This window comes from Kocuria oceani (genome assembly GCF_029524215.1).
In the GTDB taxonomy this organism is placed as follows: domain Bacteria; phylum Actinomycetota; class Actinomycetes; order Actinomycetales; family Micrococcaceae; genus Kocuria; species Kocuria oceani.
Genome location: NZ_JARAMH010000016.1, coordinates 39,087 through 62,258 on the forward strand (window position 1 = coordinate 39,087; position 23,172 = coordinate 62,258).

Consider the following 23,172-nt stretch of genomic DNA (forward strand, 5'->3'; position numbering starts at 1 on the left):
CCCGGCCCCGGTGAGGCCTCCGGCACCGGCGAACCACAAGAAGTCCGCCACGGCCGGCCGAATGGCCGTCCGCCGAAACGGACGGATACGATGCAGGGGGCGAAGACCCGGTCGGCCGCACCTCGCGGCGCGGCGGACGCCGTCCTCCGGGCGCGGGCTCCGCCGCCCCTGCTCAGACTGAAAGGCAGCAACCTCTCGTGAAGTTCTCCGTCGAACGCGATGTTCTCGCCGAGGCCGTGACCTGGACCGCCCGGTCCCTCTCTCCTCGGCCCCCGGTCCCCGTGCTGTCCGGTCTGCTCATCCGGGCGGAGGGCGGATCGCTGTCCATCGCCAGCTTCGACTACGAGATCTCCGCGCGGCTGTCGATCAGCGCCGACGTGCAGGAGGAGGGCACCACGCTCGTCTCCGGACGCCTCCTGGCGGACATCTGCCGTTCGCTGCCGTCGGCACCGGTCGAGGTCCAGGCCGACGAGGGCAAGGTCACGCTGACCTGCCGGTCCTCCCGGTTCAACCTCGCCGCGATGCCCGTGGGCGACTACCCCGAGCTGCCGGCCCTGCCGGACGTCTCCGGCGTGGTCGCCGGCGACGAGTTCGCCCTCGCCGTCTCCCAGGTCAACATCGCGGCCAGCAAGGACGACACCCTGCCGATCCTCACCGGCGTGCGCGTGGAGATCGAGGGCGAGAAGATGACCCTCCTGGCCACCGACCGGTACCGGCTCGCCATGCGGGAGCTGACCTGGCGGCCGTCCTCCCACGAGATCTCCACGGCCGCGCTGATCAAGGCCCGTACGCTCAACGACATCGCCAAGACCCTCGGCCCGGCCGGGGACATCAACATCGCGCTGTCCGACTCCGCCGAGCTCGTGGGCTTCGAGTCCGGCGGGCGCCGGACCACGAGCCTGCTCATCGACGGCGAGTACCCCAAGATCCGCTCGCTGTTCCCCGAGCACACCCCGATCACGGCTGCGGTGCGCACCACCGAGCTCGTGGAGGCGGTCCGGCGCGTCTCGCTCGTGGCAGAGCGCAACACGCCCGTCCGCCTGGCCTTCACCCAGGGCCAGGTGGCCCTGGACGCCGGGACCGGCGAGGACGCCCAGGCCTCGGAGGTCCTGGACGCCCACCTGACCGGGGAGGACATCACCGTGGCCTTCAACCCCACGTACCTGTCCGAGGGCCTGCACGCCTTCTCCTCGGACTACGTGCGGTTCTCCTTCACCGCCCCGCCCAAGCCGGCGGTGCTCTCCGCGCAGGCCGAGCCGGAGGGCGAGGACCGGGACGACTACAAGTACCTGCTGATGCCGGTCCGGCTCCCGAGCCAGTGACCGGCCGGCGCCGAAGCGGAAGCTGCTGACCCGGGCGTGTTCGTCGACCACCTCTCCCTGCTGGACTACCGGACGTATGCCCTGCTGGACATACGTCTGGGGCCCGGGACCACCGTGTTCCTGGGCCCCAACGGCGTGGGTAAGACGAACATCGTCGAAGCCCTGGACTACACCGCGGGGCTCTCCTCCCACCGCGTGTCCTCGGACGCGCCGCTGATCCGCTTCGGCGCCGAGCGGGCGATCGTCCGGGTGCGTGTGCGGCGCGGCGGCCAGCAGACGGTCCTCGAGCTCGAGCTCAACGACGGCCGCGCCAACCGGGTGCGCATCAACCGTGCCGCCCCCGTCCGTGCCCGGGACGCGCTCGGCGTCGTGCGGACGGTCCTGTTCTCCCCGGAGGACCTCTCCCTGGTGAAGGGCGACCCCTCGCACCGGCGCCGGTTCCTGGACGACCTCGCCCGGTCGATGCGCCCGGTCCTCGCCGGCACCATGGCCGACTACGAGAAGGTGCTCAAGCAGCGCAACGCGCTGCTGAAGTCGGCCCGCCGCAGCGGCCGCTTCACCGAGACCCACCGCTCGACGCTGGCCGCGTGGAACGACCAGTTCGCCCGCACCGGCGCCGTGATCCTGCACGCGCGCCTGCAGCTGATCGACGCCCTGGCCCCGCAGGTGGCCACCGCCTACGACCAGCTCACCGACGGCACGAAGTCCACCACGCTGCGCTACGTGTCCTCGGTCCTGCCGGAGAGCGCCGGCGGGGACGTGGGTCAGCTGCGCGACTTCACCCCGGCGGACCTGCACCGGCTGATCCTCGAGGCATGCGAGGACGCCGAGCAGCGGGAGCTCGAACGGGGCCTGACCCTGATCGGCCCGCACCGCGACGAGCTCGAGCTGCTGCTGGGCCCGGCCCCCGCCCGCGGCTACGCCTCGCACGGGGAGACCTGGTCCTACGCCCTCGCCCTCCGGCTGGGCTCCTGGTACGTCCACCTCGCGGACGACCCCGCCGAGGGCGCCGCGCCGATCCTGCTGCTCGACGACGTGTTCGCGGAGCTCGACGCCCGGCGCCGGAGCCGCCTGGCCGCGATCGTGGCCTCCGCGGAGCAGGTCCTGGTCACCGCCGCGGTCGAGGAGGACCTGCCCGCCGAGCTCGTCGCCGGCCCGCACGACGTGGTGCGGGTAGGGCCCGGGACGGCCGTGCGCGACGACGAGCGCCCGCCCGCGGGAACTGGCTCGGGGACGGGCCCGGAGACGGAGGAGGCTCCGTCGTCGTGAGCGGGCCCGAGCGCGGGGACCGGCTCCCCGATCCCCCGGACGGTCTCCCGGCGGACCCGCCGGACCCGGAGGCGAACGTCGTGCGGATCGAGGACGAGATCGACGCCCCCGCGGCGCTGCTGACCCGGTTGCGCCACGCCGCCGAGGCGCGCGGGGACGGCCGCCTCTACGGCGCGGCCGCGCGGCGCAACCTCAAGAACTTCGGGGCGGCGATGGAGTCGGCCACCGCGTCCCCCGCCGAACGCCTGGGGCGCCGCGGCAACGACGTGGACCCCCGGGCGCTCGGCGGATACTCCGGGGCGGGCCGCTCCGCCCGCGATCCCCGGGGCGTGGGCTCGGTGCTGGACGGCCTCGTGTCGGGGCGGGGCTGGAAGTCGCCGGTCGCCGTCGGGTCGGTGCTCTCCCGCTGGGACGAGCTCGTGGGCCCGGGGATCGCGGGGCACTGCCGGCCGGAGAGCTTCGACGAGACGGTGGTGCGGGTCCGCTGCGACTCCACCGCCTACGCCGCCAATCTGCGGCTCATGGTCCCGCAGCTGCTGCGCATGTTCGACGAGCACCTGGGGGAGGGCATCGTCACCCGGATCGAGATCCTCGGCCCGGCGGCGCCGAGCTGGAAGCGCGGCCGCCGGTCGGTGCAGGGCCGGGGCCCGCGGGACACCTACGGGTGAGGCCGGTGCCGCGGAGCGCTGAGCGGCCTCGTGGCGCGCTGCGGCCCCCCGGGAACGATCAGCGGGTGGTGGAGAGCAGGAAAATTCGTCCTGAGGGCCTTTTCCGGCCGCTCAGGGGCATCTGCGGGCACCCCTGGCCCGTCGTTTTCCGATAGAATCGGTGGCAGACAGGAATCGACGGACCGGGCCCCCCACGGCCGATCACGGCACCCGCCCGCGGCGCGGACGTCCGGAGTCGTCGAACCGTTCCGACCCTGCACGAGCCGATGAGTCGTCGAGCGTCTCATCGGCGTTCTCTTGTGCTGTCCGGAGCGGCCGGAACGCCCAACAGGAGGAGCCAGGAACCCGTGGCAATAGACGATCCGCAGAAGCGCGAGTACGGTGCCGGTGACATCACCGTCCTGGAGGGACTCGAGGCCGTCCGGAAGCGGCCCGGCATGTACATCGGCTCGACCGGCCCGCGGGGGCTGCACCACCTCGTGTACGAGGTGGTCGACAACTCGGTCGACGAGGCGCTGGCCGGCTACTGCGACCACATCGAGGTGACGCTGCAGGCCGACGGCGGGGTGCGGGTGGTCGACAACGGCCGCGGCATCCCCGTGGACATCCACCCGACCGAGGGCCGGCCGACCGTCGAGGTCGTCATGACGATCCTGCACGCCGGCGGCAAGTTCGGGGGCGGCGGCTACGCCGTCTCCGGCGGTCTGCACGGCGTGGGCATCTCCGTGGTCAACGCCCTGTCCCGCCGTGTGGAGACCCAGGTGCGCCGCCAGGGCCACGTCTGGCGGATGGTCTTCGCCGAGGGCGGCCGGCCGCAGGGAGAGCTGGTCCGGGGCGAGGAGACGGAGGAGACCGGCACGACCCAGGTCTTCTACCCGGACCCCGAGATCTTCGAGACCGTGGACTTCGACTTCGAGACCCTGCGGGCGCGCTTCCAGCAGATGGCGTTCCTCAACAAGGGCCTCCGGATCAGCCTGACGGACGAGCGCGTGGCCGAGGAGTCCGGTGAGGAGATCGCCGGCTCCGCCTCCGACCACTCGGGGGGCCGCGCGGCGGCCGGCGCCGACGGGGAGCCGGTCGAGGGCCGCGACGGCGGCACGGACGTCCCCCGGCTCAACCACGAGGACGAGAGCGACTCCGGCCATCGCCGGGTCGTCTACAAGTACGACCACGGCCTGCTCGACTACGTCACCTTCCTGAACACGTCCAAGAAGGCCGATCTCGTCCACGACGACGTCATCGCCATCGAGACCGAGGACACCGACCGGAAGATGTCCCTCGAGCTCGCCATGCAGTGGACCACCGCCTACACCGAGTCGGTGCACACCTACGCGAACACGATCAACACCCACGAGGGCGGCACCCACGAGGAGGGCTTCCGCTCGGCCATGACCTCGCTGGTGAACCGGTACGCCCGGGAGAACAAGCTGCTGCGGGACAAGGACGAGAACCTCACCGGCGACGACGTGCGGGAGGGCCTGACCGCGGTCATCTCGATCAAGCTCGCCGAGCCCCAGTTCGAGGGCCAGACCAAGACCAAGCTCGGCAACTCCGAGGCGAAGGCCTTCGTCCAGCGCGAGGTCAACGACCGGTTCGGCGACTGGCTCGAGCGCAACCCGGCCGCGGCGCGGGAGATCATCCGCAAGGCCATCAACGCCTCGCAGGCGCGGCTCGCGGCCCGGAAGGCGCGCGAGACCACCCGCCGCAAGGGCCTGCTCGAGTCCGGCGGGATGCCGGGCAAGCTCAAGGACTGCTCCTCCAAGGACCCGTCCCTGTCCGAGATCTACATCGTGGAGGGCGACTCCGCGGGCGGCTCCGCGGTGCAGGGCCGCGACCCCGCGCACCAGGCGATCCTGCCCCTGCGCGGGAAGATCCTCAACGTGGAGCGGGCGCGGCTGGACCGGGCGCTGTCCAACGCCGAGGTCCAGTCCATGATCACCGCCTTCGGCGCGGGCATCGGCGACGACTTCGACATCGAGAAGGCGCGCTACCACAAGATCGTGCTCATGGCCGACGCGGACGTGGACGGCCAGCACATCACCACCCTGCTGCTGACGCTGCTGTTCCGCTTCATGCGCCCGCTCATCGAGCACGGCTTCGTCTACCTGGCCCAGCCCCCCCTGTACCGGATCAAGTGGTCCAACGCACCGCACGACTACGTCTACTCGGACGCCGAGCGGGACCAGGCCCTCGCCCGGGGCCTGGCCAACAACCAGCGCATCCCCAAGGACAACGGGATCCAGCGCTACAAGGGTCTCGGCGAGATGGACTACACCGAGCTGTGGGACACCACGATGGACCCCGAGCACCGCACGCTGCTCCAGGTGACCATGGAGGACGCCGCGGCCGCGGACCAGATCTTCTCCGTGCTCATGGGCGAGGACGTCGAGTCTCGCCGCGAGTTCATCCAGCAGAACGCCAAGGACATCCGGTTCCTCGACATCTGATCCGCGACATATGACCGGTTCGGCATATACGGCCGAGACCGGGGCGCCGGCAGGACACCGAGAACCAGCAGACAGAACGGAATGACCGCATGAGTGACGAGATCCAGGACGGACAGACCCCGGAGGACGCCGGCCCCACCGGCGGCCTCGAGAGCTCGCCCGTGCTGACCGACCGCGTGGAGCAGGTGGACCTGCAGACCGAGATGCAGCGGTCCTACCTCGACTACGCCATGGCCGTCATCGTCGGCCGCGCCCTCCCGGACGTCCGGGACGGGCTCAAGCCGGTGCACCGCCGGGTCCTCTACGCGATGTACGACGGCGGCTACCGCCCGGACCGCTCCTTCAACAAGTGCGCCCGCGTGGTGGGCGAGGTCATGGGCCAGTACCACCCGCACGGCGACTCCGCGATCTACGACGCCCTGGTGCGCCTGATCCAGCACTGGGTGATGCGCTACCCGCTCGCGCTGGGCCAGGGCAACTTCGGCTCCCCGGGCAACGACGGCGCGGCGGCCCCGCGGTACACCGAGACCAAGATGGCGCCCATCGCCATGGAGATGGTCCGGGACATCCACGAGGAGACCGTGGACTTCCAGGACAACTACGACGGCAAGAACCAGGAGCCGTCGGTGCTGCCGTCCCGGTTCCCGAACCTGCTGGTCAACGGGTCCTCCGGCATCGCGGTGGGCATGGCCACCAACATCCCGCCGCACAACCTGCGCGAGGTCGCAGACGGCGTGCAGTGGTACCTGCGGAACCCGGACGTCTCCAACGAGGACCTGCTCGAGGAGCTGCTGCAGCGGATCAAGGGCCCGGACTTCCCGACCGGGGCGCAGATCCTCGGCCACAAGGGCATCGAGGAGGCCTACCGGACCGGGCGCGGCTCGATCCCGATGCGGGCCGTGGTCAACGTCGAGGAGATCCACGGCCGCACGTGCCTGGTGGTCACGGAGCTGCCCTACCAGGCGAACCCGGACAACCTCGCGATGAAGATCGCGGACCTCGTCAAGGACGGCCGGATCACCGGCATCGCCGACATCCGGGACGAGACCTCCGGGCGCACCGGCCAGCGCCTGGTGATCGTGCTCAAGCGGGACGCCGTGGCCAAGGTGGTGCTCAACAACCTCTACAAGCACACGCAGCTGCAGGACAACTTCTCCGCCAACATGCTCGCCCTGGTGGACGGGGTGCCCCGCACCCTCAGCCTCGACGCCTTCATCCGGCACTGGGTCACCCACCAGATGGACGTCATCGTGCGGCGCACCCGATACCGGCTGCGCCAGGCCGAGGCGGAGGCCCACATCCTGCGGGGCCTGCTCAAGGCCCTCGACGCCCTCGACGAGGTCATCGCGCTCATCCGCCGCTCCCCGACGGCCGACGACGCCCGCACCGGGCTCATGGAGCTGCTGCAGATCGACGAGGACCAGGCACAGGCCATCCTCAACATGCAGCTGCGCCGGCTCGCCGCCCTCGAGCGGCAGAAGATCCAGGACCGGCACGCGGAGCTGGAGCGGCTGATCGCCGAGTACACCGAGATCATCGCCTCCGAGGCGCGCCAGCGCGACATCATCTCGACCGAGCTCGAGGAGATCGTGAGCCGCTACGGCGACGACCGCCGCTCCGAGATCCAGTACGGCTACGACGGCGACATGTCGATGGAGGACCTGATCCCCGAGGAGGAGATGGTCGTGACCATCACCCGCGGCGGATACGTCAAGCGCACCCGCTCGGACCAGTACCGGTCCCAGCGCCGGGGCGGCAAGGGGGTCCGGGGTGCGCAGCTGCGCGCGGACGACGTCGTCGAGCACTTCTTCGTGACCACCACGCACAACTGGATCCTGTTCTTCACGAACCTCGGCCGGGTCTACCGGACCAAGGCCTACGAGCTGCTCGAGGCCGGCCGGGACGCCAAGGGCCAGCACGTGGCCAACCTGATGGCCTTCCAGCCCGGGGAGCGGATCGCCCAGGTCATGGAGCTGCGCTCCTACGACGACGCCCCGTACCTCGTGCTCGCCACCCGCAACGGGCTGGTGAAGAAGACCCGGCTGCTGGACTACGACACCAACCGCTCGGCCGGCGTGATCGCGATCAACCTGCGCGAGGACGACGAATTGGTCTCGGCGCAGCTGGCGTCGGCGGCGGATGACCTGCTGCTCATCTCCCGCCACGGGATGTCCCTGCGCTTCACCGCGTCGGACGACGTGCTGCGCCCCATGGGCCGGGCCACCTCGGGGGTCACCGGCATGAAGTTCCGCGGCGGCGACGAGCTGCTCTCGGCCAACGTGGTGACCGACGACGCCTACGTCTTCGTCGTCACCGAGGGCGGCTACGCCAAGCGCACCAAGGTGGAGGAGTACCGGGTGCAGGGCCGCGGCGGGCTCGGCATCAAGGTGGCGAAGCTCGCGGAGCAGCGCGGCCGCCTGGTCGGCGGGCTGATCGTGGGGGAGGAGGACGAGGTCCTCGTGGTCATGGAGTCCGGGAAGGTCGTGCGCACCGGGGCCTCCGAGGTCCCCGCCAAGGGCCGGGACACGATGGGCGTGATCTTCGCCAAGCCGTCCGCGGGCGACTCGATCACGGGCGTGGCCCACAACGCCGACCGCGAGATCGCGCAGGAGGTCGACGCCGAGGCCGTGGCCGAGATCGACGTCCAGCAGGACGAGTCCATGGAGACGGCCGACGTGCAGCAGGCCGAGGACACCGGTGAGCTCGATTCCGTCCTCGGAACCGGGGACACGGCGGGCGATGAAGTAGCGTTGGACGCGAACAACAACGGAGGTAACGCATGAGCTCGAGTTCCGGCTCCAACGCCGCCGGCAAGTCCGGACGCGCCCCCCTCGCGTCCGCGCCCCGGCCCGGTGCCGCGGCGAAGCCGGGCCCGGCCACGTCCGCGAAGTCCGGGACGGCCGACCGCACCGCCCCCCGGCCGGTGAAGTCCGCCCCGGCCCCGGCCAAGAGCAGCCGGCCGGCCGCTTCCACGAAGGGCCTGGTCCGCCCCGCTCCGCGCCCGAGGGTGCGCCGGGCGCGGCTCGTGGTCTCGAAGGTGGACACCTGGTCGGTGCTCAAGCTCGCGTTCCTGCTCTCGGTGGCGCTCGGGATCATCACCGTGGTCGCCTCCGTGGTGCTGTGGATCGTCCTGGACCTCACCGGGATGTTCGACGGCATCAACGAGCTGCTCGGCATGCTGGGCGGCGCGGGCGGGGCGCTGAACGTGAAGGACTTCCTGTCCCTGGGGCAGATCGCGATCTTCGCGACCATCGTCTCGGTGGTCAACGTGATCCTCCTGACCGCTCTCTCGGTGCTCGCGGCGCTGCTCTACAACATCGCCGCGGCCCTGGTGGGCGGGGTCGGTCTCACCCTCACGGACGACTGACCCGGCACGGTACGGTCACCGGACGCCGGTCCGGGCCGGATTTGGCACGGATCGGCAACTCCGGTATCGTTTCTTATCGGTCCGCAAGGGCCGGAAGGGCGTATAGCTCAGACGGTTAGAGCGCTTCGCTGATAACGAAGAGGTCCCAGGTTCAATTCCTGGTACGCCCACGGTTCCCTTTTTCGCATGTCAGGAGGCAGGCGTGAACAGGAAAGTGGCTGCGGTTCTCGCCCTGGTCGGAGCGTCCGTCGCGGTGCTCTCCAAGCTGCGGGAGACCGACGCCGACCGTACCGCGTGGGCGGACGCCACCGACGAGGTGGAGTAGTCCGGCACTGCGGGGGCGTGGCGCAATTGGTAGCGCATCTGCTTTGCAAGCAGAGGGTTAGGGGTTCGAGTCCCCTCGCCTCCACCACCTGAGATCCCGATCGAGCTCGCGCTCGGTCGGGATCTTCGTCGTCCGGTCCGGGTGCGTCCGCCGGCCACGCGCCGCACCGCTCGGCGCCGCGTCCCCTCCTGCTCCACCGCAGAGGCCCCCGCTTCCTGGACGGGAGCGGGGGCCTCTGCGGCGGGAGCGGGGGCTCAGGACTCGTGGTCGTCCTTCTTGCCCTGGATCTGCTCCTTGACCTCGTGGATCGTGGCCTTGGCGTCCTCGCCCACGGACTGGGCGTTGTCCTTGACCTCGGAAGCCGCCTCCGATACACCGCCGGACTGGCCGGCCGGGGTGGTGGCGTCCTTGACGTCGTCGACCTGCACACCGGTGCCGGCGGCCACGGTGGTCTGCTGGGCGACCGGGGAGGCCGTCACGCGCGGGGACGTGGCCGCGGGGGTCTTCCAGGGGTCCTCCACCGGGCGGGACGCCTTCCAGGCGGCCACACCGGCGACGCCACCGGCGACGAGCAGTCCCAGCACCAGCAGGCCCTTGTGCGAGCTCTCGGCCTTCTTCTGCTGCTTGGCGTAGTCCTTGGCGACCTTCGAGGCCGCCTTCTTCGCGTTGGCCACGGCCTTCTTGTCACCGGTCAGCTTGGCCACGATGGCCTCGAGCTGCTCCGGGGTGTCCGCGTCCGCGAACTTGCCCGCGAGCAGGGCGGCGGCACCGGCGTACTTCGCCTGCATCGCGGCGCGGCTCTCGGCGGCGCGGTCGGCGGCCTTCGCGGCGACGGGGGCCGCGGCCTTGGACGCCTTCGCGGCGACCGGTGCGGTCACGGCGGCCGCCTTCAGCTTCGCGGAGCCGGAGAGGTCGTGGGCCCGGCCGAGGCCCTCCTGGACCTTCGGTCCGGCGGTCGCCACACCGCCGGCGAGCGCGGCGGCACCCGCCTCGACGCCGTGCTGCAGCCGGGGTGCCAGCTCGCCGATCTCCTTGGACGCCCACTTGCCGGCGTCGAGCACCTTGCTCTCCGCGGCCTTCTGCGCCGCGGCGGCCTTCTTCTCGCTCTTGGACTTCGTGAAGCTCATGAATCCATCCCTCCTCGGGTCGTGACAATCCATGGTCAGCATACGTGCAGAGTCCACCCCGATGGAGGTCCTCCCGCGCGATGCCGGGGCTTTTCACTGTGCGCTGAACGCCACGGGACGTCACGGAGCGGCCTCCGCCCGCGTGCAAGAATGACCCCATGACTTCTGCCATCCCCACTGCCAAGGCGACGATCCACACGAACCACGGTGACATCGTCGTGAACCTGTTCGGCAACCACGCCCCGAAGACCGTCAAGAACTTCATCGGCCTCTCGGACGGCACCCAGGAGTGGAGCGACCCGCGCACCGGTGAGAAGCAGACCGGTCCGCTGTACCAGGACGTGGTCTTCCACCGCATCATCCGGGACTTCATGATCCAGGGCGGGGACCCCCTGGGCCAGGGCATCGGCGGGCCGGGCTACGAGTTCGACGACGAGATCCACCCCGAGCTCACCTTCAACGAGCCCTACGTGCTCGCCATGGCGAACGCCGGCAAGCGCAACGGCCGGGGCACCAACGGGTCCCAGTTCTTCATCACCACGGCCCCCACCACCTGGCTGCAGGGCAAGCACACCATCTTCGGCGAGGTCGCCGACGACGCGTCGCGGAAGGTCGTCGACGAGCTGAACGACGTCCGCACCGGCGGCATGGACCGCCCGGTCGAGGACTGCGTGATCACCTCGATCGACGTCGAGCAGCTCTAGGCCCCAGCAGGACCCCGCCCCGGCGCCGCCGGGGTCACGGCGCAGGCCCGTCCGGAGCGATCCGGGCGGGCCTGCGTCGTCCCTGTCCACCGATCCCGGCCCGCGGGCCGGTCCACGAGGAGTTCCAGTGAGCGGCGAGCGACCGCAGTACGGCACGTCCACCGGGGGAGAGGTCCCCGTGTGCCCGCGCCACCCGGACCGCCCCAGCTACGTCACCTGCCAGCGGTGCGGCCGCCCGGTGTGCCCGGAGTGCCAGCGCACGGCCGCGGTGGGCGTGCACTGCGTCGACTGCGTGCAGCAGGCCTCGCGCCGCCGCCCCGCCGTGCGCACCGGTCTGGGCGGCCGGGCGCCGCAGGGCTCGCCGATGCTCGTCACGTGGTGGCTCATCGGCGCCAACGCCGTGGTCTACGCCCTGCAGTGGCTGGTCCAGGCCGTGGGCGTGAGCCTGCTCCAGATGTTCGCCTACGCCCCCGTGATGACCACCTCCGAGCCGTGGCGGATGCTCACCAGCGGGTTCCTGCACTCGATGTCCAGCCCGTTCCACCTGCTCCTGAACATGTACATGCTGTACCTGTTCGGGCGGATGCTGGAGCCCGCGCTGGGCCGCACCCGGTTCCTGCTGCTGTTCCTGCTCTCCGTCCTCGGGGGATCGGTCGGCGTCCTGCTGCTCTCGCACCCGCTGAGCCTGGTGGTCGGCGCCTCGGGCGGCGTCTTCGGGCTCTTCGGCGCCCTCTTCGTCCTGCAGCGGCACCTGGGGCAGTCGATCACGCCCATCGCCGTGCTCATCGGGATCAACATCGTCTTCGGCTTCCTCTTCCCCGGCATCGCCTGGCAGGCGCACCTCGGGGGACTGCTCACCGGTGCCCTCGTGGCCTTCGGCTACACCGCGGCCGCACGACGGCGCGCCGGCCGCCGGCGCTGAGCCGCCGGGTCGGCCCCACGAGGTTCTCCACAGGCTCTGTCCCCAGCTGTCGACAAGTTACAGCCGTGGAATTCCACGCATGTGACCCGCGCTGTGGACGGCGCCACGGCGGCGTCCACACCTGTTAATAACGCTGTGGAGAGGCGACTGTGCACACGGTTCTCCACACCTGTGGACAACGTTGTGCACCGGTTGGGGAGAAGCGGGAACCGGTGCGGGCGCGTCGTCCTCAACCGATCCTCAGCGCGGTGCGGGACACTGGAGGCTGACCGCGCGGCCCCGTGACGGCCGGCGAGGGAGGAGGGCGCGTGCGCGTGCTGCTGGTGGAGGACGAGGTGGACCTCGCGGAGTCGGTGCGCCGCGGCCTGACGAACGAGGGCTTCGTGGTCGACGTGGCCCACGACGGCGTCACCGGGGCGTGGCTGGCCCGGGAGAACCCCTACGACGTCGTGGTCCTGGACCTCATGCTGCCCGGCAGGAACGGCTACGCCGTCCTCGAGGAGATGCGTGCCGCCGAGAACTGGGTGCCCGTCCTGATGCTCACCGCGAAGGACGGCGAGTACGACCAGACCGACGCGTTCGACCTCGGCGCCGACGACTACCTGACCAAGCCCTTCAGCTTCCTCGTCCTCGTCGCCCGGCTGCGGGCGCTCATCCGCCGGGGCGCCCCCGAACGGCCGGTGGTGCTCGCCGCCGGCTCTCTGGAGCTGGACCCGGTCCGCCGGACCGTGACCCGCCGCGGGCAGCGCCTGGAGCTCACCGCCAAGGAGTACGTCATCCTGCAGTACCTCCTGCAGAACAAGGAGAAGGTGGTCTCCAAGCTCCAGATCATGGACAACGCCTGGGACGCCGGCTTCGAGGGCTCGGAGAACATCGTGGAGGTCTACGTGGGCTACCTGCGCAAGAAGATCGACGCCCCCTTCGGCCTGTCCACCCTGCAGACGGTCCGCGGCATGGGCTACCGCCTGGTGCCCGACGAGCCGGGGGCAGCGAGCCCGTGACCGCCCGCCGGGGATCGCCGTTCGAGCGGTGGGGCGTGCGCCGGCGCAGCACGGCCGCCGCGGGCCTGCTGATCCTGCTCGTGGTCGCCGTGGCCGGGGGCGTGCTGCTCGAGCTCGTGCACCGCACCGCTGTGGGGGCCGCCCACGATCAGGCCGTGGCCCGGCAGGCGGAGATCCTGCAGGACCTCGGCGTTCCCTGGCAGCCGCGCACGGCCGGCGGCACCGCCCGGGAGACGGCCGTCTACACGACCTCCGGGCTGGGGGAGCTGATGCAGCGGCTCGGGCGGCCGGGCGTGCTCGTGCAGCTGCAGGACGCCGACGGGCGGTTGGTCGCCGCCGCGCCCGCCTCCACGCTCGAGGCCGGCCTGTCCCCGCCCACGCTCGAGCCGGGGCAGTACTTCGACTCCGCGGCGGACGCCGCCGGACCGGGCGCGCGCGCCGCCGACTTCGTGTATGTCTCGCACGGCATGTACATCAACGACGTCCCCTTCACGCTCACCGTGGCCGTGCCCATGGCGCTGCAGCAGACCACGCTCCGGACCGTGGGCCTGTTCCTGCTCGTCGGCGGTCCGCTGCTGGCCCTGCTCGGCTCCGCCCTCATGTGGTTCCTGGTCGGCCGGTCCCTCGCCCCCGTCCGGCGGATCACCGGGCAGGTCCGCCGGATCGGCACCGCCAACCTCGGGGCGCGGGTGGACGTGCCGCCCACCGGGGACGAGGTCGCCGCGCTCGCCGGGACGATGAACGGGATGCTCGACCGGCTGGAGGCCTCCGACCGCGCCCAGCGCCGGTTCGTGGCGGACGCCTCCCACGAGCTGCGCAGCCCCCTCGCGACCCTGACGACCACCATCGAGGTGGCCGCCTCGGATCCGTCCGCCACGATGTGGCCGGAGGTCGCTCCCGTGCTCCGGTCCCAGTCCCGCCGGATGGGCCGGCTCGTGGAGGACCTCCTGACCCTCGCGAAGATCGACGACGCCGGGCTGCGGCTGCGCGTCGCGGACACCGACCTGGACGAGGTGGTGCGGGAGGAGGTCGCGCGGATGCGGCCCGCGTCGCGGCACGAGGTCCGCGTGCACCTGGATCCGGTGCGGATCCGGGGGGACGGGAGCCGGCTGCAGCAGGTGCTCCGCAACCTGCTCTCCAACGCGGAGCGGCACGCGGAGTCGTGGATCGCCGTGTCCCTGCGGACGGAGGGACAGGACGCGGTCGTGACCGTGGACAACGACGGCACCGGCATCGCCCCGGCGGACCGGGAGCGGGTCTTCGAGCGGTTCGTGCGCCTGGACGACTCCCGTACCCGGGACACCGGCGGCTCCGGTCTGGGACTGGCGATCAGCCGGGAGATCGCGGCCGCCCACGGGGGCACGGTCACCGCGGGCGAGGACGGGCGGGGCAACTGCCGCTTCGAGCTCCGGCTCCCGCTCGGGCCCGGCGGCGCCGGGGTCTGAGCCGCGCTCAGTACCCCGCGGAGGCCTCGCGCCAGATCCGCCCCGCCAGGTCCGGGACGTCCTGCTCCGGGGTGCCCCGGGCGCGCAGCGCCTGGCCGATCTGCCGCTCGGCGGTCGAGGCGAGGTGCTCGCGCATGGCCTCTCCCGCGGCGTCCCCGTCCTGGCCGAGCACCGCCTGCACCAGGGCGTCGTGCTCCCCGGCGAGCTCCCCGACGGGGCGGAGCGTCGTGGCGGTCACGACGCCCAGGAAGGACGTGGTGGCGCGCAGCCGCTCCACGAGCCGGGCCGCCTGCTCGTTCCCGGCGAGCTCAAGCAGGACCAGGTGCAGCCCCTCGTCGGCCCCGGCGGTCGCCTCGAGGTCCTGCGCCCGGGCCGCGGCGTGCATCGCCTCCCACTGCGCCCGGACGCGCTCGAGGTCCGGCGGCTGCGCGAGGCCCGCCGCCCGACGGGCGGCGGGGACCTCCAGGGCGGTGCGCACGGCGAGGATCTGCGCGACGTCGGTGGGGCTGACCTCGACGATCTCGAAGCCGCGGTTGCGGTGGAACCGGATCAGCCCGGCCTCGCCCAGCCGGAGGAGGCCCTCCCGCACGGGGCTGCGGGAGACGTTCATGACGGAGGCCAGCTGCTGCACGGAGTACAGCCGCCCGGGCTCCATCTGACCGGCCATGACGGCCCGCCGCACCGCCGCCATCACCTGCACGGCGAGCGAGCTCTGGGTCGTGGCGGTCACGGCGGGCAGGGTGGGAGTGTCGGTGGGGTGTCGGCCGTCCGCCGCCGCGCCGGAGGGAGGACGGATGCGCTCGGTCACGGCGTCACGGTGAGCTTGATGTCGCCGGGGCGGTGCTCCTCGGCCCGCTGCATGGCCTCGGGCAGCCGCTCGAGGGGGAGCTCGGGGCCCAGGCAGTGCTCCACGTCGATCTCGCCCTCGGAGATCCGGCGCAGCGCCTCGCGGAAGGACGTGAGCCCCGGTTCGGCCTGCGCCGCCACGGAGCACTGCAGCCGCAGGTTCTTGCGGAACGCAGTCCACAGCGGGATGTCCGTGGGGCCGTGCCGCTCCGGCAGGCCGAAGAAGCCCACGACCCCCCGGTCGGCCGCGAGGTCGACGGCCTGGTCGCGCAGCACGTCGTGCCCCACGGCCTCGATCACGAGATCGGCGCCGCGGCCGCCGCTCACCTCGGCCACGACCTCGCCCAGGTCCTGCTCGGGCACGTGCACGGGGGTGGCGCCGAGTCCCCGGGCGACCTCGAGCCGGCCGGGGTCGAGGTCGGAGGCGACGACGTGCTCGAAGCCCAGCCGCCGGGCCTCCTCCACGAAGAACAGCCCTGCGGAGCCGGCACCCATCACCACGCACGTGTGCGCGCGCCGGGCGGGCGTCTCCACGGGCCAGAACTGGCGCATGGCGTAGAGACACGTGCCGTACTGCTGGGCCATCATGAGCCGGCGCAGCTGCCGGGAGTCGGTGGGGTCGGTGCCCGCGGGCAGCTCGACGACGTGCCGGTCGTCCACCAGCTGCAGCTCCGCGAAGCACCCGCCCATCTCACCCTGGGGCACGGTGAGCACGAGCGAGCCCTCCCGGACGTGCGGCGACCGGGACTGCACCACCACCCCGACGCCTTCGTGGCCGGGATAGCCGGGACGGCGGGGACCCTCGGAGTGCAGCAGGCCGTGGAAGACCACGTGCAGGTCCGAGCCGCAGATCGAGGCGTGCAGCATCCGCACCACCAGCTGACCCGGCTCCGTGGCCTGCGGATCCGGCCAGTCCGTGACGGTGATCGTTCCCGTGGCGGGAACGTGGGACCCTCGCATGTGCGCCTCCTGACGTCCGGCACGACGGGCGCCGGGTGAGTGACATGCTACCGACCCTTTGTCTCGGTGATCCCCCATGACAGGAGATGAATGGCGGGCGCGGCGCACCTGCCGGGTGCGGGTGCCCGTCAGGCGCCCAGCGCGAGCTCCAGGCCCAGGACGAGCATGAGCACCGCGAGCGAGCCGTCGAGGACCCGCCAGGAGACGGGCGACGCGAAGAACCGCTGCAGACGGGTGGCTCCCCATCCCAGACCGCCGAACCACAGCACGCTGGCGGTCATCGCCCCGGCGGCGAACCACCAGCGCAGCTGCTCGCCCTGCGCATTGGCCAGCGAGCCCATGACCAGGACGGTGTCCACGTAGACGTGGGGATTGAGCCAGGTCAGGGCCAGCGCGGTGAGCGCCACCCGGCCGCGGCCGGGCGGCGCCGCCCCTGCCGCCACCAGGCCGCCCGCGGGGCGCAGTGCCCGCCGGGCGGCCAGCAGCCCGTAGCCGAGCAGGAACACCGCACCGGCCCAGCGCAGGGCGCTCATCAGCCAGGGCGCCACCTGCTCCAGGAGGGAGGTGCCGGCCACGGAGGCGGCGATCAGGATCAGGTCGGAGACCGCGCACAGCGCCACCACGGTGCCGACGAACTGCCGGCGCAGGCCCTGGCGGAGGACGAAGGCGTTCTGCGCCCCGATGGCCACGATGAGGGCCAGGCCCGAGCCGAGGCCCAGCAGGGCCGGGCCGAGCACCGCGGCGGGGCTCACGCGCCGGCGCCCACGGCCTCGGCGGGGACGGCGAAGACCGGGCGCGGGGACTGCAGCCGTGCGGGGGCCGGCAGCTCCCGGCGCAGGACCCGCTCCCCGGGCTCGAGCTCGAGGGAGAACCCCGCGACGGCGTGGTGCACGTTCTCGCGCAGCACGGTCCGCTCCACGAGCTGCTCGGGGCCGGGCGGCCCGTGCAGCAGGAGCACGGGCTCACCCTCCTGCAGCTCCTGCTCGACGCGCGCCACCGCCGCCATCCAGTGGTTCTCCCGCACCCCCTCCGGGACGCGGAACGGGACGAGGACGGCGCCGCCGGCGGCCTCGTGCGTCCCCGGCGCCAGGACCCAGGCGCGCCGGCCGTGCGGCGGCTCGGCGGGGGGAGTGCGGGCCTGCGCGGGCTCCGGCCACACGTAGTCCAGGCCGGCGGTGTCGTCCGGGAACACGTCCCGGTAGAGCTCCTCGTCCTTGCTCAGCAGCTTGGACCGGTGGGAGCGGTGGAACGCGGCGTCGCCCAGCCACGGGGGCGGGTGCGCCACTCCGTCGTCGGGATACCGGTCCCAGGCCTCCGGGGCGAACTCCCGGATCTGCCACGCGGTGCTGTCGGCCCCGCCGCGGGCGGTCCACTCGTCGACCATCGCCCGCCCGTAGGCCACCAGTGCGGGGACGTGCCCGGTCCACATCGCCGTGGCGGGGTGCCGGTACCAGCCGTAGCCGGGAACCGTGGCCGCGCGCAGCACCTGGAGGGCCTCCACCCGCTGCTTGCCGAGCCGCTTGCGGTCCAGGGCACGGGCGGAGCGGGCGAAGTCCGGGTAGGGGAGGAAGGTCTGCACCGCCCCAGTCTGCTACGGACCGGACCGTGGCCACCACCGTGGCCGCCGCGTGGCGCCCCGCGGGCCACTCCGTAGACTGGCACCATGCCCCTCCCCCGCGCGCTGGAGCCCTTCCGGCTCGGCGAGTACCGTGTGCTCGCCTTCGCGATGTTCGTCAGCGTCTTCGGCGCGGGGATGTGGGCGGTGGCCCTGGTGAACCAGGTCCTGGAACTGGACGGGACGGCCGTGGACCTCTCGGCCGTGACGGCCGTGGGTGCGCTGGGCATGCTCGTGGTCGTGCTCGTGGGCGGCATCGCGGCGGACCGCTTCCCGCTGGCGGCCCTGCTGCGCCTGGTCGAGACCGCGAACGCGCTCACGGCAGCAACGGTCGCGGTGCTCGCCCTGACCGGTGGGCTGCGGCTGTGGCACCTCGGCGCCGCGGCGTTCGTGTTCGGCGCCGGCGTCGGCTTCTTCTACCCGGCCTACTCGGCCGCCCTGCCCCGGGTGCTGCCCGCCCGGCAGCTGCTCGCCGCCAACGGGGTGGAGGGCACGGCACGCCCGCTGCTGCAGCAGGCGGCCGGCCCCGCGGTGGCCGGCGTGCTCATCGGGCTCCTGGCTCCCGGCGGGGCGGTCGCCCTGATCGCCGCGTGCCACCTCGCGGCACTCGTGCTGCTGCTGCGCCTGCACGTGCCCGAGCGGGAGGCGCTGCCCGTGACGGGCCCGGCGGCCCGGGCGCCGCTCGCGGACCCGGCCGTGGCCTCGGCGGCGGAGCCGGTCGTGGCCTCGGCGGCGGAGCCGGTCGTGGCATCGGGTGCGGAGTCGGCGGCGGAGCCGGTCGTCGGCTCGGCGCCGGACGCGCAGGCCTCCGCAGGGGCGGCGGAGCCGTCCGGGGGCGTGTTCGCGTCCGTGCGGCGCGACCTCATGGAGGGCGTGCGCTACACCGTGCACACGCCGTGGCTGCTGTGGACCCTGCTGTGGGCGGTGTGCGCGGTCTTCCTGCTGCTGGGGCCCCTGGAGGTGCTCGTCCCCTTCCTCGTGCGGGACCGGCTGGGCGGGGACGCCGCCACCTTCGGCTACCTCCTGGCGTGCTACGGCGGGGCCAGCGCGCTGGCCTCGCTGGTGGTGGCCTCGTTGCCCCTGCCCCGGCGCTACCTCAGCTGGATGATCGGGCTCTGGGGGCTCGGGACGCTGCCGTTCGGCCTGGTGGCTACCACGGAGTCGTTCTGGGTCATGGCGCTGTGCCTCGCGTGCGTCGGCGCCGGGGACGGCGCGGGCATGGTGCTGTGGGGGACGCTCCTGCAGCGCCGGGTTCCGCGGCACATGCTCGGGCGGGTCTCGAGCCTCGACTTCTTCGTCTCCATCGCCCTCATGCCGGTGTCGATGGCGATCGCGGGGCCCGTCGCGCAGGTCGTGCCGCTGCCGGTGATCTTCTGGACCGTGGCCGTGCTGACCCCCGTGCTGGGGTTCGTGGCACTGTGGGCCGGCCGGATGCGCCAGGACGAGCTGGCGCATCCCCTGGCGGGCTGAGACGCCCGGGCCGCTGTGGCCGCCGTCGTCGGACCGACCCTCCGCCGCCGGACCGGCTCCGCCCGGGGCGCGGGCGCACCCGCCGGCGCCCCGGGACGACCCGGGCGGGACCGACCCCGCCGGGGCCGGGTCAGTAGGCCTTCACGCGCTGCTCGACGAGCAGGTGGATCAGGGCGAAGGTGCCGTCCTCGTCGATCGCCGTCAGGGCGGACTCGAGCGCGCCGGGGATCTCGGCCTCGTGCTCGACGCGCACCCCGTAGCCGCCGAAGGCCTTGGCCATGAGCGCGAAGTCCGGGTTCTTGAGCTGGGTGCCCGAGACCCGGTGCGGGTAGTCGCGCTCCTGGTGGGTGCGGATCGTGCCGTACTCCTGGTTGTCCATCACGATCACCAGCGGGGTGGCCCCGTACTGGGCGGCGGTGGCCAGTTCCTGGCCGTTCATCAGGAACTCCCCGTCCCCGGCGATGGTCACCACCCGCCGGCCGGGGTAGCGCAGCGAGGCGGCCACCGCCGAGGGCACCGAGTAGCCCATCGAGCCGTTGCGCGCGGAGATCATCGAGGCGTACCCGCGGGTGGGGAAGTACCGGTGGGCGAAGTTGGTGTGCTCCCCGGCCCCGAAGGTCACCATCGCATCGGCCGGCAGACCGGTCACCAGGTGGGCCATCAGCGTGTCCATCCGCGCCGGTGCCTGGCCCGGGGTCCGGTCGGTGACCATCGGGGCGGGGGCGGAGAACTCCACCTGCTTGGCCCGCAGCCGGGCCGTCCACTCCTTCCAGACCGGTTTGGCCGGCAGGTCGATGCGCACCAGGTCGCGCACGAACACGTCCGGTTTCGCCACGATCTGGTAGGACACCGGCCCGGAGCGCCCGCGCAGGGACGGGTCGATGGTGACCAGGAAGTTCTTCTTCGCCCAGTCCTGGCGGACCAGGAACCCGTTGGTGATCACATCGCCCGGGACGGTGCCGACGAAGACCAGCAGGTCGGTCTCCTCCAGCATCTCGAAGGTGGCCTGCGGGCGGCCGTAGCCGATCGGGCCCACGTAGGAGGGGGAGTCGAAGCCCACGGTGCCCTCGGTGCGCCACTCGGCCGCGGCCGGCAGGTGGTGCTCCTCCAGCCAGGTGGTCAGGCCCGCCGCGCCGGCGTGGGTCCAGTCGTTGCCGCCGGTGACGAACAGCGGCTTCTCGGCCGCCGAGAGCGCATCACGCAGCGCCTTCCAGTCGTTGACCGTCATCCCGCCGTGGGCCACCGGGATCGGCGGGTGCAGGGTGGGGTCGATCTGCGTGCGGATGATGTCCTCGGGCAGGCCCACCACCACCGGCCCGGGACGGCCCGAGGCGGCGGCGAACATCGCCTCGGCCACGATCTCGGAGGCCCGCTCGGCGTGGTCCAGGACCATCACCCGCTTGGCCCCGGAGTCGAACCAGGCGTGCGGGTCGAACTCCTGGAAGGCCTCCTTGTCCCGGTGCTCGAAGGGGATCAGCCCCACGAACAGCACCATCGGGGTGGAGTCCTGCCAGGAGGTGTGCAGTCCCACGTGGGCGTTGGCCGCCCCGGGCCCGCGGGTCACCATCGCCACCCCCGGCACCGGGTTCATCTTCCCGTCGGCCTCGGCCATGTACGCCGCCCCGCCCTCGTGGCGGCACACCACCGTGGCGATCGGGGAGTCGTGCAGCCCGTCGAGCACGTCGAGATAGGACTCCCCCGGGACCACGTAGGTGCGTTCCACCCCGTGCGCCACGAGCGTGTCCACGATCACGTGGCCCGCCGACTTCCGGGCAGTGGTCTCAGCAGGGGATGCGGGATCCGCAGTGGTCTGGGTCAACGTGGTTCCTTTTCGCCGTTGAAAATGGAGCGGTGCGACTGGGCGGAGCGGGGCCCATTCCGGGGGCCCGGGCCGCACACAGCTGTCCCGAAAATACCCGAAGTCGGCGGCGATTCGTGTCCTGACAGTCACCGAGGGGTAACGAAGAGCGCACGGCCCCGGTCCGGCGCCGTGCGGCGGAAAGCCTCGAGAGGGGCCACGGTCGCCGGGAACGACGGCGGTCCGCCTCCCCGGAAGGGGAGGCGGACCGCCGTCGTCCGCGGAGCTGCGGGGCCGGCTCAGTCCTGCATGTCCTCCAGCTCGATGCCGGTGGTCTCCCGGACCATCTTGAGCGTGAAGAGCAGGGAGACCAGCGCGAAGAACGTGTAGAGCCCGTAGGCGACGCCCAGCGAGAAGGCGGCCAGCGCCGGGAAGGTCACGGTGACCAGCCAGTTGGCGATCCACTGCACGAAGCCGGCCACCGCCAGCGCGGCGCCGCGGATGCGGTTCGGGAACATCTCGCCGAGCAGCACCCACATCATGGGACCCCAGGAGACGCCGAAGAAGATCACGAACAGGTTGGCGGCCACGAGCGCCACCGGGCCCGCGGTGGGGCCGAGCACGGGCGAGCCGTCCACGACGTCGGCGGTGGCGAAGAGCACGGAGAGGGTGCCGAGGGACAGGGCCATTCCGGTCGAGCCGATGAGCAGCAGCCGGCGGCGGCCCACCCGCTCCACGAGGGCGATCGCCACGATGGTGACGGCCACGTTGGTGACCGACGTGATCACCGTGATGGTGAAGGAGTCCGCCTCGGTGAAGCCCACGGACTGCCACAGCACGTTGGAGTAGTAGAAGATCACGTTGATGCCCACGAACTGCTGCAGCGCGGCCAGGCCGATGCCGACCCACACGATGGGCTTCAGACCGGCCATGCGGCCCTTGAGGTCGGACAGCCGCGGCTTGTGCTCGCTGCGGAGGGACTCCTTGATCAGGCGGACGCGCTCGGTCGCCGACGCGGATCCCTGCAGATTGGCCAGCACGGCCTGGGCCTCGTCGGAACGGCCGTCCTCCACCAGGTAGCGGGGGGACTCGGGGATCGTGAACGCGCCGATCAGGTAGGCGAGCGCCGGGACGGCCTCGGCCATGAACATCCAGCGCCAGGCCTCGAGCCCCCACCACAGTTCCTGGGTGGAGCCGCCGGCCAGGGCGGCGAGCCAGGCGTCCACGGCGAGGGAGACGAAGATGCCGAGCACGATGCCCATCTGCTGCAGCGAGCCCAGGCGTCCGCGCACGGCGGCCGGGGCGATCTCGGCGATGTAGGCCGGGGCGATGATGGAGGCCACGCCCACGCCGACACCACCGACGATGCGCCAGAAGATCAGCCAGCCGAAGCTGTCGACCACGCCACAGCCGATCGCGCTGACGAGGAAGAGCACCGCGGCGATCTTCATGACCGGAACACGGCCCAGCTGGTCGGCGATCCGTCCGCCGAAGAAGGCGCCGGCGGCCGCGCCGAGCAGCGCCGAGGCCACGGCGAACCCGAGCGGGCCGGGGCTGACCCCGAACTCCTCCTGGATGGCGGAGACCGCGCCGTTGATGACGGCGGAGTCGTAGCCGAAGAGGAAGCCGCCGAAGGCGGCGATGATGCTGATCCTGAGGACGGCCGAGGTGTTGGGATGCTCCGCCACCGTCGGGGTCGTTGCGTCTTGACTCATCGAACAGCTCCCTTGCTGGTGTGAGATCGGCGGGGTCCGGCGTGCCGGCCGGCCTCCGCGCCCCGGGACGGACGCACCGGCCGACGTCGAGGGGATCTTGTGGTCCGGTCCACAGTAGAACTCGGCGCACTGGATGTCCATTAGTTGAACACGATGGACGCGCCGCCCTCC

At 72.2% G+C, this 23,172-nt stretch carries 19 protein-coding genes and 2 tRNA genes; 14 read left to right on the top strand and 7 right to left on the bottom strand.

Going from position 1 to position 23,172, the window contains the following annotated elements:
- Positions 1 to 197 precede the first annotated feature (197 nt).
- The 9 genes from dnaN to PU704_RS15620 all read left to right on the top strand — a co-directional run bounded on the left by dnaN (position 198) and on the right by PU704_RS15620 (position 9,485).
- Positions 198 to 1,322 (top strand): DNA polymerase III subunit beta, encoded by a 1,125-nt coding sequence (gene dnaN / locus PU704_RS15580; RefSeq protein ID WP_047805089.1) that lies wholly within the window; start codon positions 198 to 200, stop codon positions 1,320 to 1,322.
- Positions 1,323 to 1,358: 36 nt separating this feature from the next.
- Positions 1,359 to 2,591 carry a DNA replication/repair protein RecF gene (gene recF, locus PU704_RS15585; RefSeq protein WP_277551955.1) on the top strand — a complete coding sequence of 411 codons (1,233 nt, stop codon included), beginning with the start codon at positions 1,359 to 1,361 and terminating at the stop codon, positions 2,589 to 2,591.
- Entirely contained in the window at positions 2,588 to 3,259 is a 672-nt protein-coding gene (locus PU704_RS15590; RefSeq protein ID WP_238986136.1) for a DciA family protein, read from the top strand. Before recF ends, PU704_RS15590 begins: the two co-directional genes overlap by 4 nt.
- Before the next feature lie 266 nt (positions 3,260 to 3,525).
- Entirely contained in the window at positions 3,526 to 5,706 is a 2,181-nt protein-coding gene (gene gyrB / locus PU704_RS15595; protein ID WP_380113534.1) for a DNA topoisomerase (ATP-hydrolyzing) subunit B, read from the top strand.
- 89 nt (positions 5,707 to 5,795) lie between these two features.
- Positions 5,796 to 8,489, top strand: a complete 2,694-nt coding sequence (gene gyrA, locus PU704_RS15600; RefSeq protein WP_277551957.1) for a DNA gyrase subunit A — start codon at positions 5,796 to 5,798, stop codon at positions 8,487 to 8,489.
- Positions 8,486 to 9,073 (top strand): DUF3566 domain-containing protein, encoded by a 588-nt coding sequence (locus PU704_RS15605; RefSeq protein ID WP_082157593.1) that lies wholly within the window; start codon positions 8,486 to 8,488, stop codon positions 9,071 to 9,073. Before gyrA ends, PU704_RS15605 begins: the two co-directional genes overlap by 4 nt.
- Before the next feature lie 96 nt (positions 9,074 to 9,169).
- Positions 9,170 to 9,243: transfer RNA gene (locus tag PU704_RS15610), tRNA-Ile, on the top strand.
- A 32-nt stretch (positions 9,244 to 9,275) separates the two neighbouring features.
- Positions 9,276 to 9,398, top strand: coding sequence for a hypothetical protein (locus PU704_RS15615; protein ID WP_255396112.1), 123 nt, complete (start codon positions 9,276 to 9,278; stop codon positions 9,396 to 9,398).
- A gap of 11 nt (positions 9,399 to 9,409) precedes the next feature.
- A tRNA-Ala gene (locus tag PU704_RS15620) sits at positions 9,410 to 9,485 on the top strand.
- Positions 9,486 to 9,652: 167 nt separating this feature from the next.
- Here the strand turns inward: PU704_RS15620 and PU704_RS15625 are convergent.
- A complete protein-coding gene (locus PU704_RS15625; protein ID WP_047805085.1) occupies positions 9,653 to 10,525 on the bottom strand; it encodes a hypothetical protein in 873 nt (290 codons plus the stop codon).
- A 158-nt stretch (positions 10,526 to 10,683) separates the two neighbouring features.
- On the opposite strand from PU704_RS15625, the gene PU704_RS15630 reads away from it, so the two are divergent.
- From PU704_RS15630 to PU704_RS15645, 4 genes are all read left to right on the top strand, one after another.
- Positions 10,684 to 11,229, top strand: coding sequence for a peptidylprolyl isomerase (locus PU704_RS15630; RefSeq protein ID WP_047805084.1), 546 nt, complete (start codon positions 10,684 to 10,686; stop codon positions 11,227 to 11,229).
- 127 nt (positions 11,230 to 11,356) lie between these two features.
- On the top strand, positions 11,357 to 12,151 hold the full coding sequence (locus PU704_RS15635) for a rhomboid family intramembrane serine protease (protein ID WP_075871235.1): 795 nt from the start codon (positions 11,357 to 11,359) through the stop codon (positions 12,149 to 12,151).
- A gap of 308 nt (positions 12,152 to 12,459) precedes the next feature.
- Entirely contained in the window at positions 12,460 to 13,152 is a 693-nt protein-coding gene (locus PU704_RS15640) for a response regulator transcription factor (protein WP_075871234.1), read from the top strand.
- Positions 13,149 to 14,597, top strand: a complete 1,449-nt coding sequence (locus PU704_RS15645; protein WP_277551958.1) for a sensor histidine kinase — start codon at positions 13,149 to 13,151, stop codon at positions 14,595 to 14,597. Before PU704_RS15640 ends, PU704_RS15645 begins: the two co-directional genes overlap by 4 nt.
- Positions 14,598 to 14,604: 7 nt before the next feature.
- Here the strand turns inward: PU704_RS15645 and PU704_RS15650 are convergent, their stop codons facing one another.
- The 4 genes from PU704_RS15650 to PU704_RS15665 all read right to left on the bottom strand — a co-directional run bounded on the left by PU704_RS15650 (position 14,605) and on the right by PU704_RS15665 (position 17,982).
- On the bottom strand, positions 14,605 to 15,405 hold the full coding sequence (locus PU704_RS15650) for a GntR family transcriptional regulator (protein WP_053005200.1): 801 nt from the start codon (positions 15,403 to 15,405) through the stop codon (positions 14,605 to 14,607).
- Positions 15,402 to 16,403: a zinc-binding dehydrogenase gene (locus tag PU704_RS15655; RefSeq protein ID WP_277551959.1), complete on the bottom strand. Its 1,002-nt coding sequence runs from the start codon at positions 16,401 to 16,403 to the stop codon at positions 15,402 to 15,404. The genes PU704_RS15650 and PU704_RS15655 overlap by 4 nt, the downstream gene beginning before the upstream one ends.
- Before the next feature lie 128 nt (positions 16,404 to 16,531).
- Positions 16,532 to 17,155 (bottom strand): LysE/ArgO family amino acid transporter, encoded by a 624-nt coding sequence (locus PU704_RS15660; RefSeq protein WP_075871232.1) that lies wholly within the window; start codon positions 17,153 to 17,155, stop codon positions 16,532 to 16,534.
- The gene (locus PU704_RS15665) at positions 17,152 to 17,982 is read right to left on the bottom strand and encodes an MSMEG_6728 family protein (RefSeq protein WP_047805078.1); all 831 of its coding nucleotides are present in this window, start codon (positions 17,980 to 17,982) and stop codon (positions 17,152 to 17,154) included. The genes PU704_RS15660 and PU704_RS15665 overlap by 4 nt, the downstream gene beginning before the upstream one ends.
- A gap of 84 nt (positions 17,983 to 18,066) precedes the next feature.
- Here PU704_RS15665 and PU704_RS15670 point away from each other — a divergent pair, with 84 nt between their 5' ends.
- A complete protein-coding gene (locus tag PU704_RS15670) occupies positions 18,067 to 19,488 on the top strand; it encodes an MFS transporter (protein WP_277551960.1) in 1,422 nt (473 codons plus the stop codon).
- Between the two features lie 130 nt (positions 19,489 to 19,618).
- Here the strand turns inward: PU704_RS15670 and PU704_RS15675 are convergent, their stop codons facing one another.
- Together PU704_RS15675 and PU704_RS15680 are read right to left on the bottom strand one after the other, a co-directional pair.
- Positions 19,619 to 21,307 (bottom strand): thiamine pyrophosphate-dependent enzyme, encoded by a 1,689-nt coding sequence (locus PU704_RS15675; protein WP_277551961.1) that lies wholly within the window; start codon positions 21,305 to 21,307, stop codon positions 19,619 to 19,621.
- Between the two features lie 278 nt (positions 21,308 to 21,585).
- A complete protein-coding gene (locus PU704_RS15680; protein WP_075871229.1) occupies positions 21,586 to 23,001 on the bottom strand; it encodes a sugar porter family MFS transporter in 1,416 nt (471 codons plus the stop codon).
- Positions 23,002 to 23,172: the final 171 nt, after the last annotated feature.

Coding starts and splice junctions, on each gene's coding strand:
- gyrB (WP_380113534.1), top strand. CDS start 3,526: ATGAGTCGTCGAGCGTCTCATCGGCGTTCTCTTGTGCTGTCCGGAGCG.
- gyrA (WP_277551957.1), top strand. CDS start 5,796: ATGAGTGACGAGATCCAGGACGGACAGACCCCGGAGGACGCCGGCCCC.
- PU704_RS15605 (WP_082157593.1), top strand. CDS start 8,486: ATGAGCTCGAGTTCCGGCTCCAACGCCGCCGGCAAGTCCGGACGCGCC.
- PU704_RS15625 (WP_047805085.1), bottom strand. CDS start 10,525: ATGAGCTTCACGAAGTCCAAGAGCGAGAAGAAGGCCGCCGCGGCGCAG.
- PU704_RS15630 (WP_047805084.1), top strand. CDS start 10,684: ATGACTTCTGCCATCCCCACTGCCAAGGCGACGATCCACACGAACCAC.
- PU704_RS15655 (WP_277551959.1), bottom strand. CDS start 16,403: ATGCGAGGGTCCCACGTTCCCGCCACGGGAACGATCACCGTCACGGAC.
- PU704_RS15670 (WP_277551960.1), top strand. CDS start 18,067: ATGCCCCTCCCCCGCGCGCTGGAGCCCTTCCGGCTCGGCGAGTACCGT.
- PU704_RS15680 (WP_075871229.1), bottom strand. CDS start 23,001: ATGAGTCAAGACGCAACGACCCCGACGGTGGCGGAGCATCCCAACACC.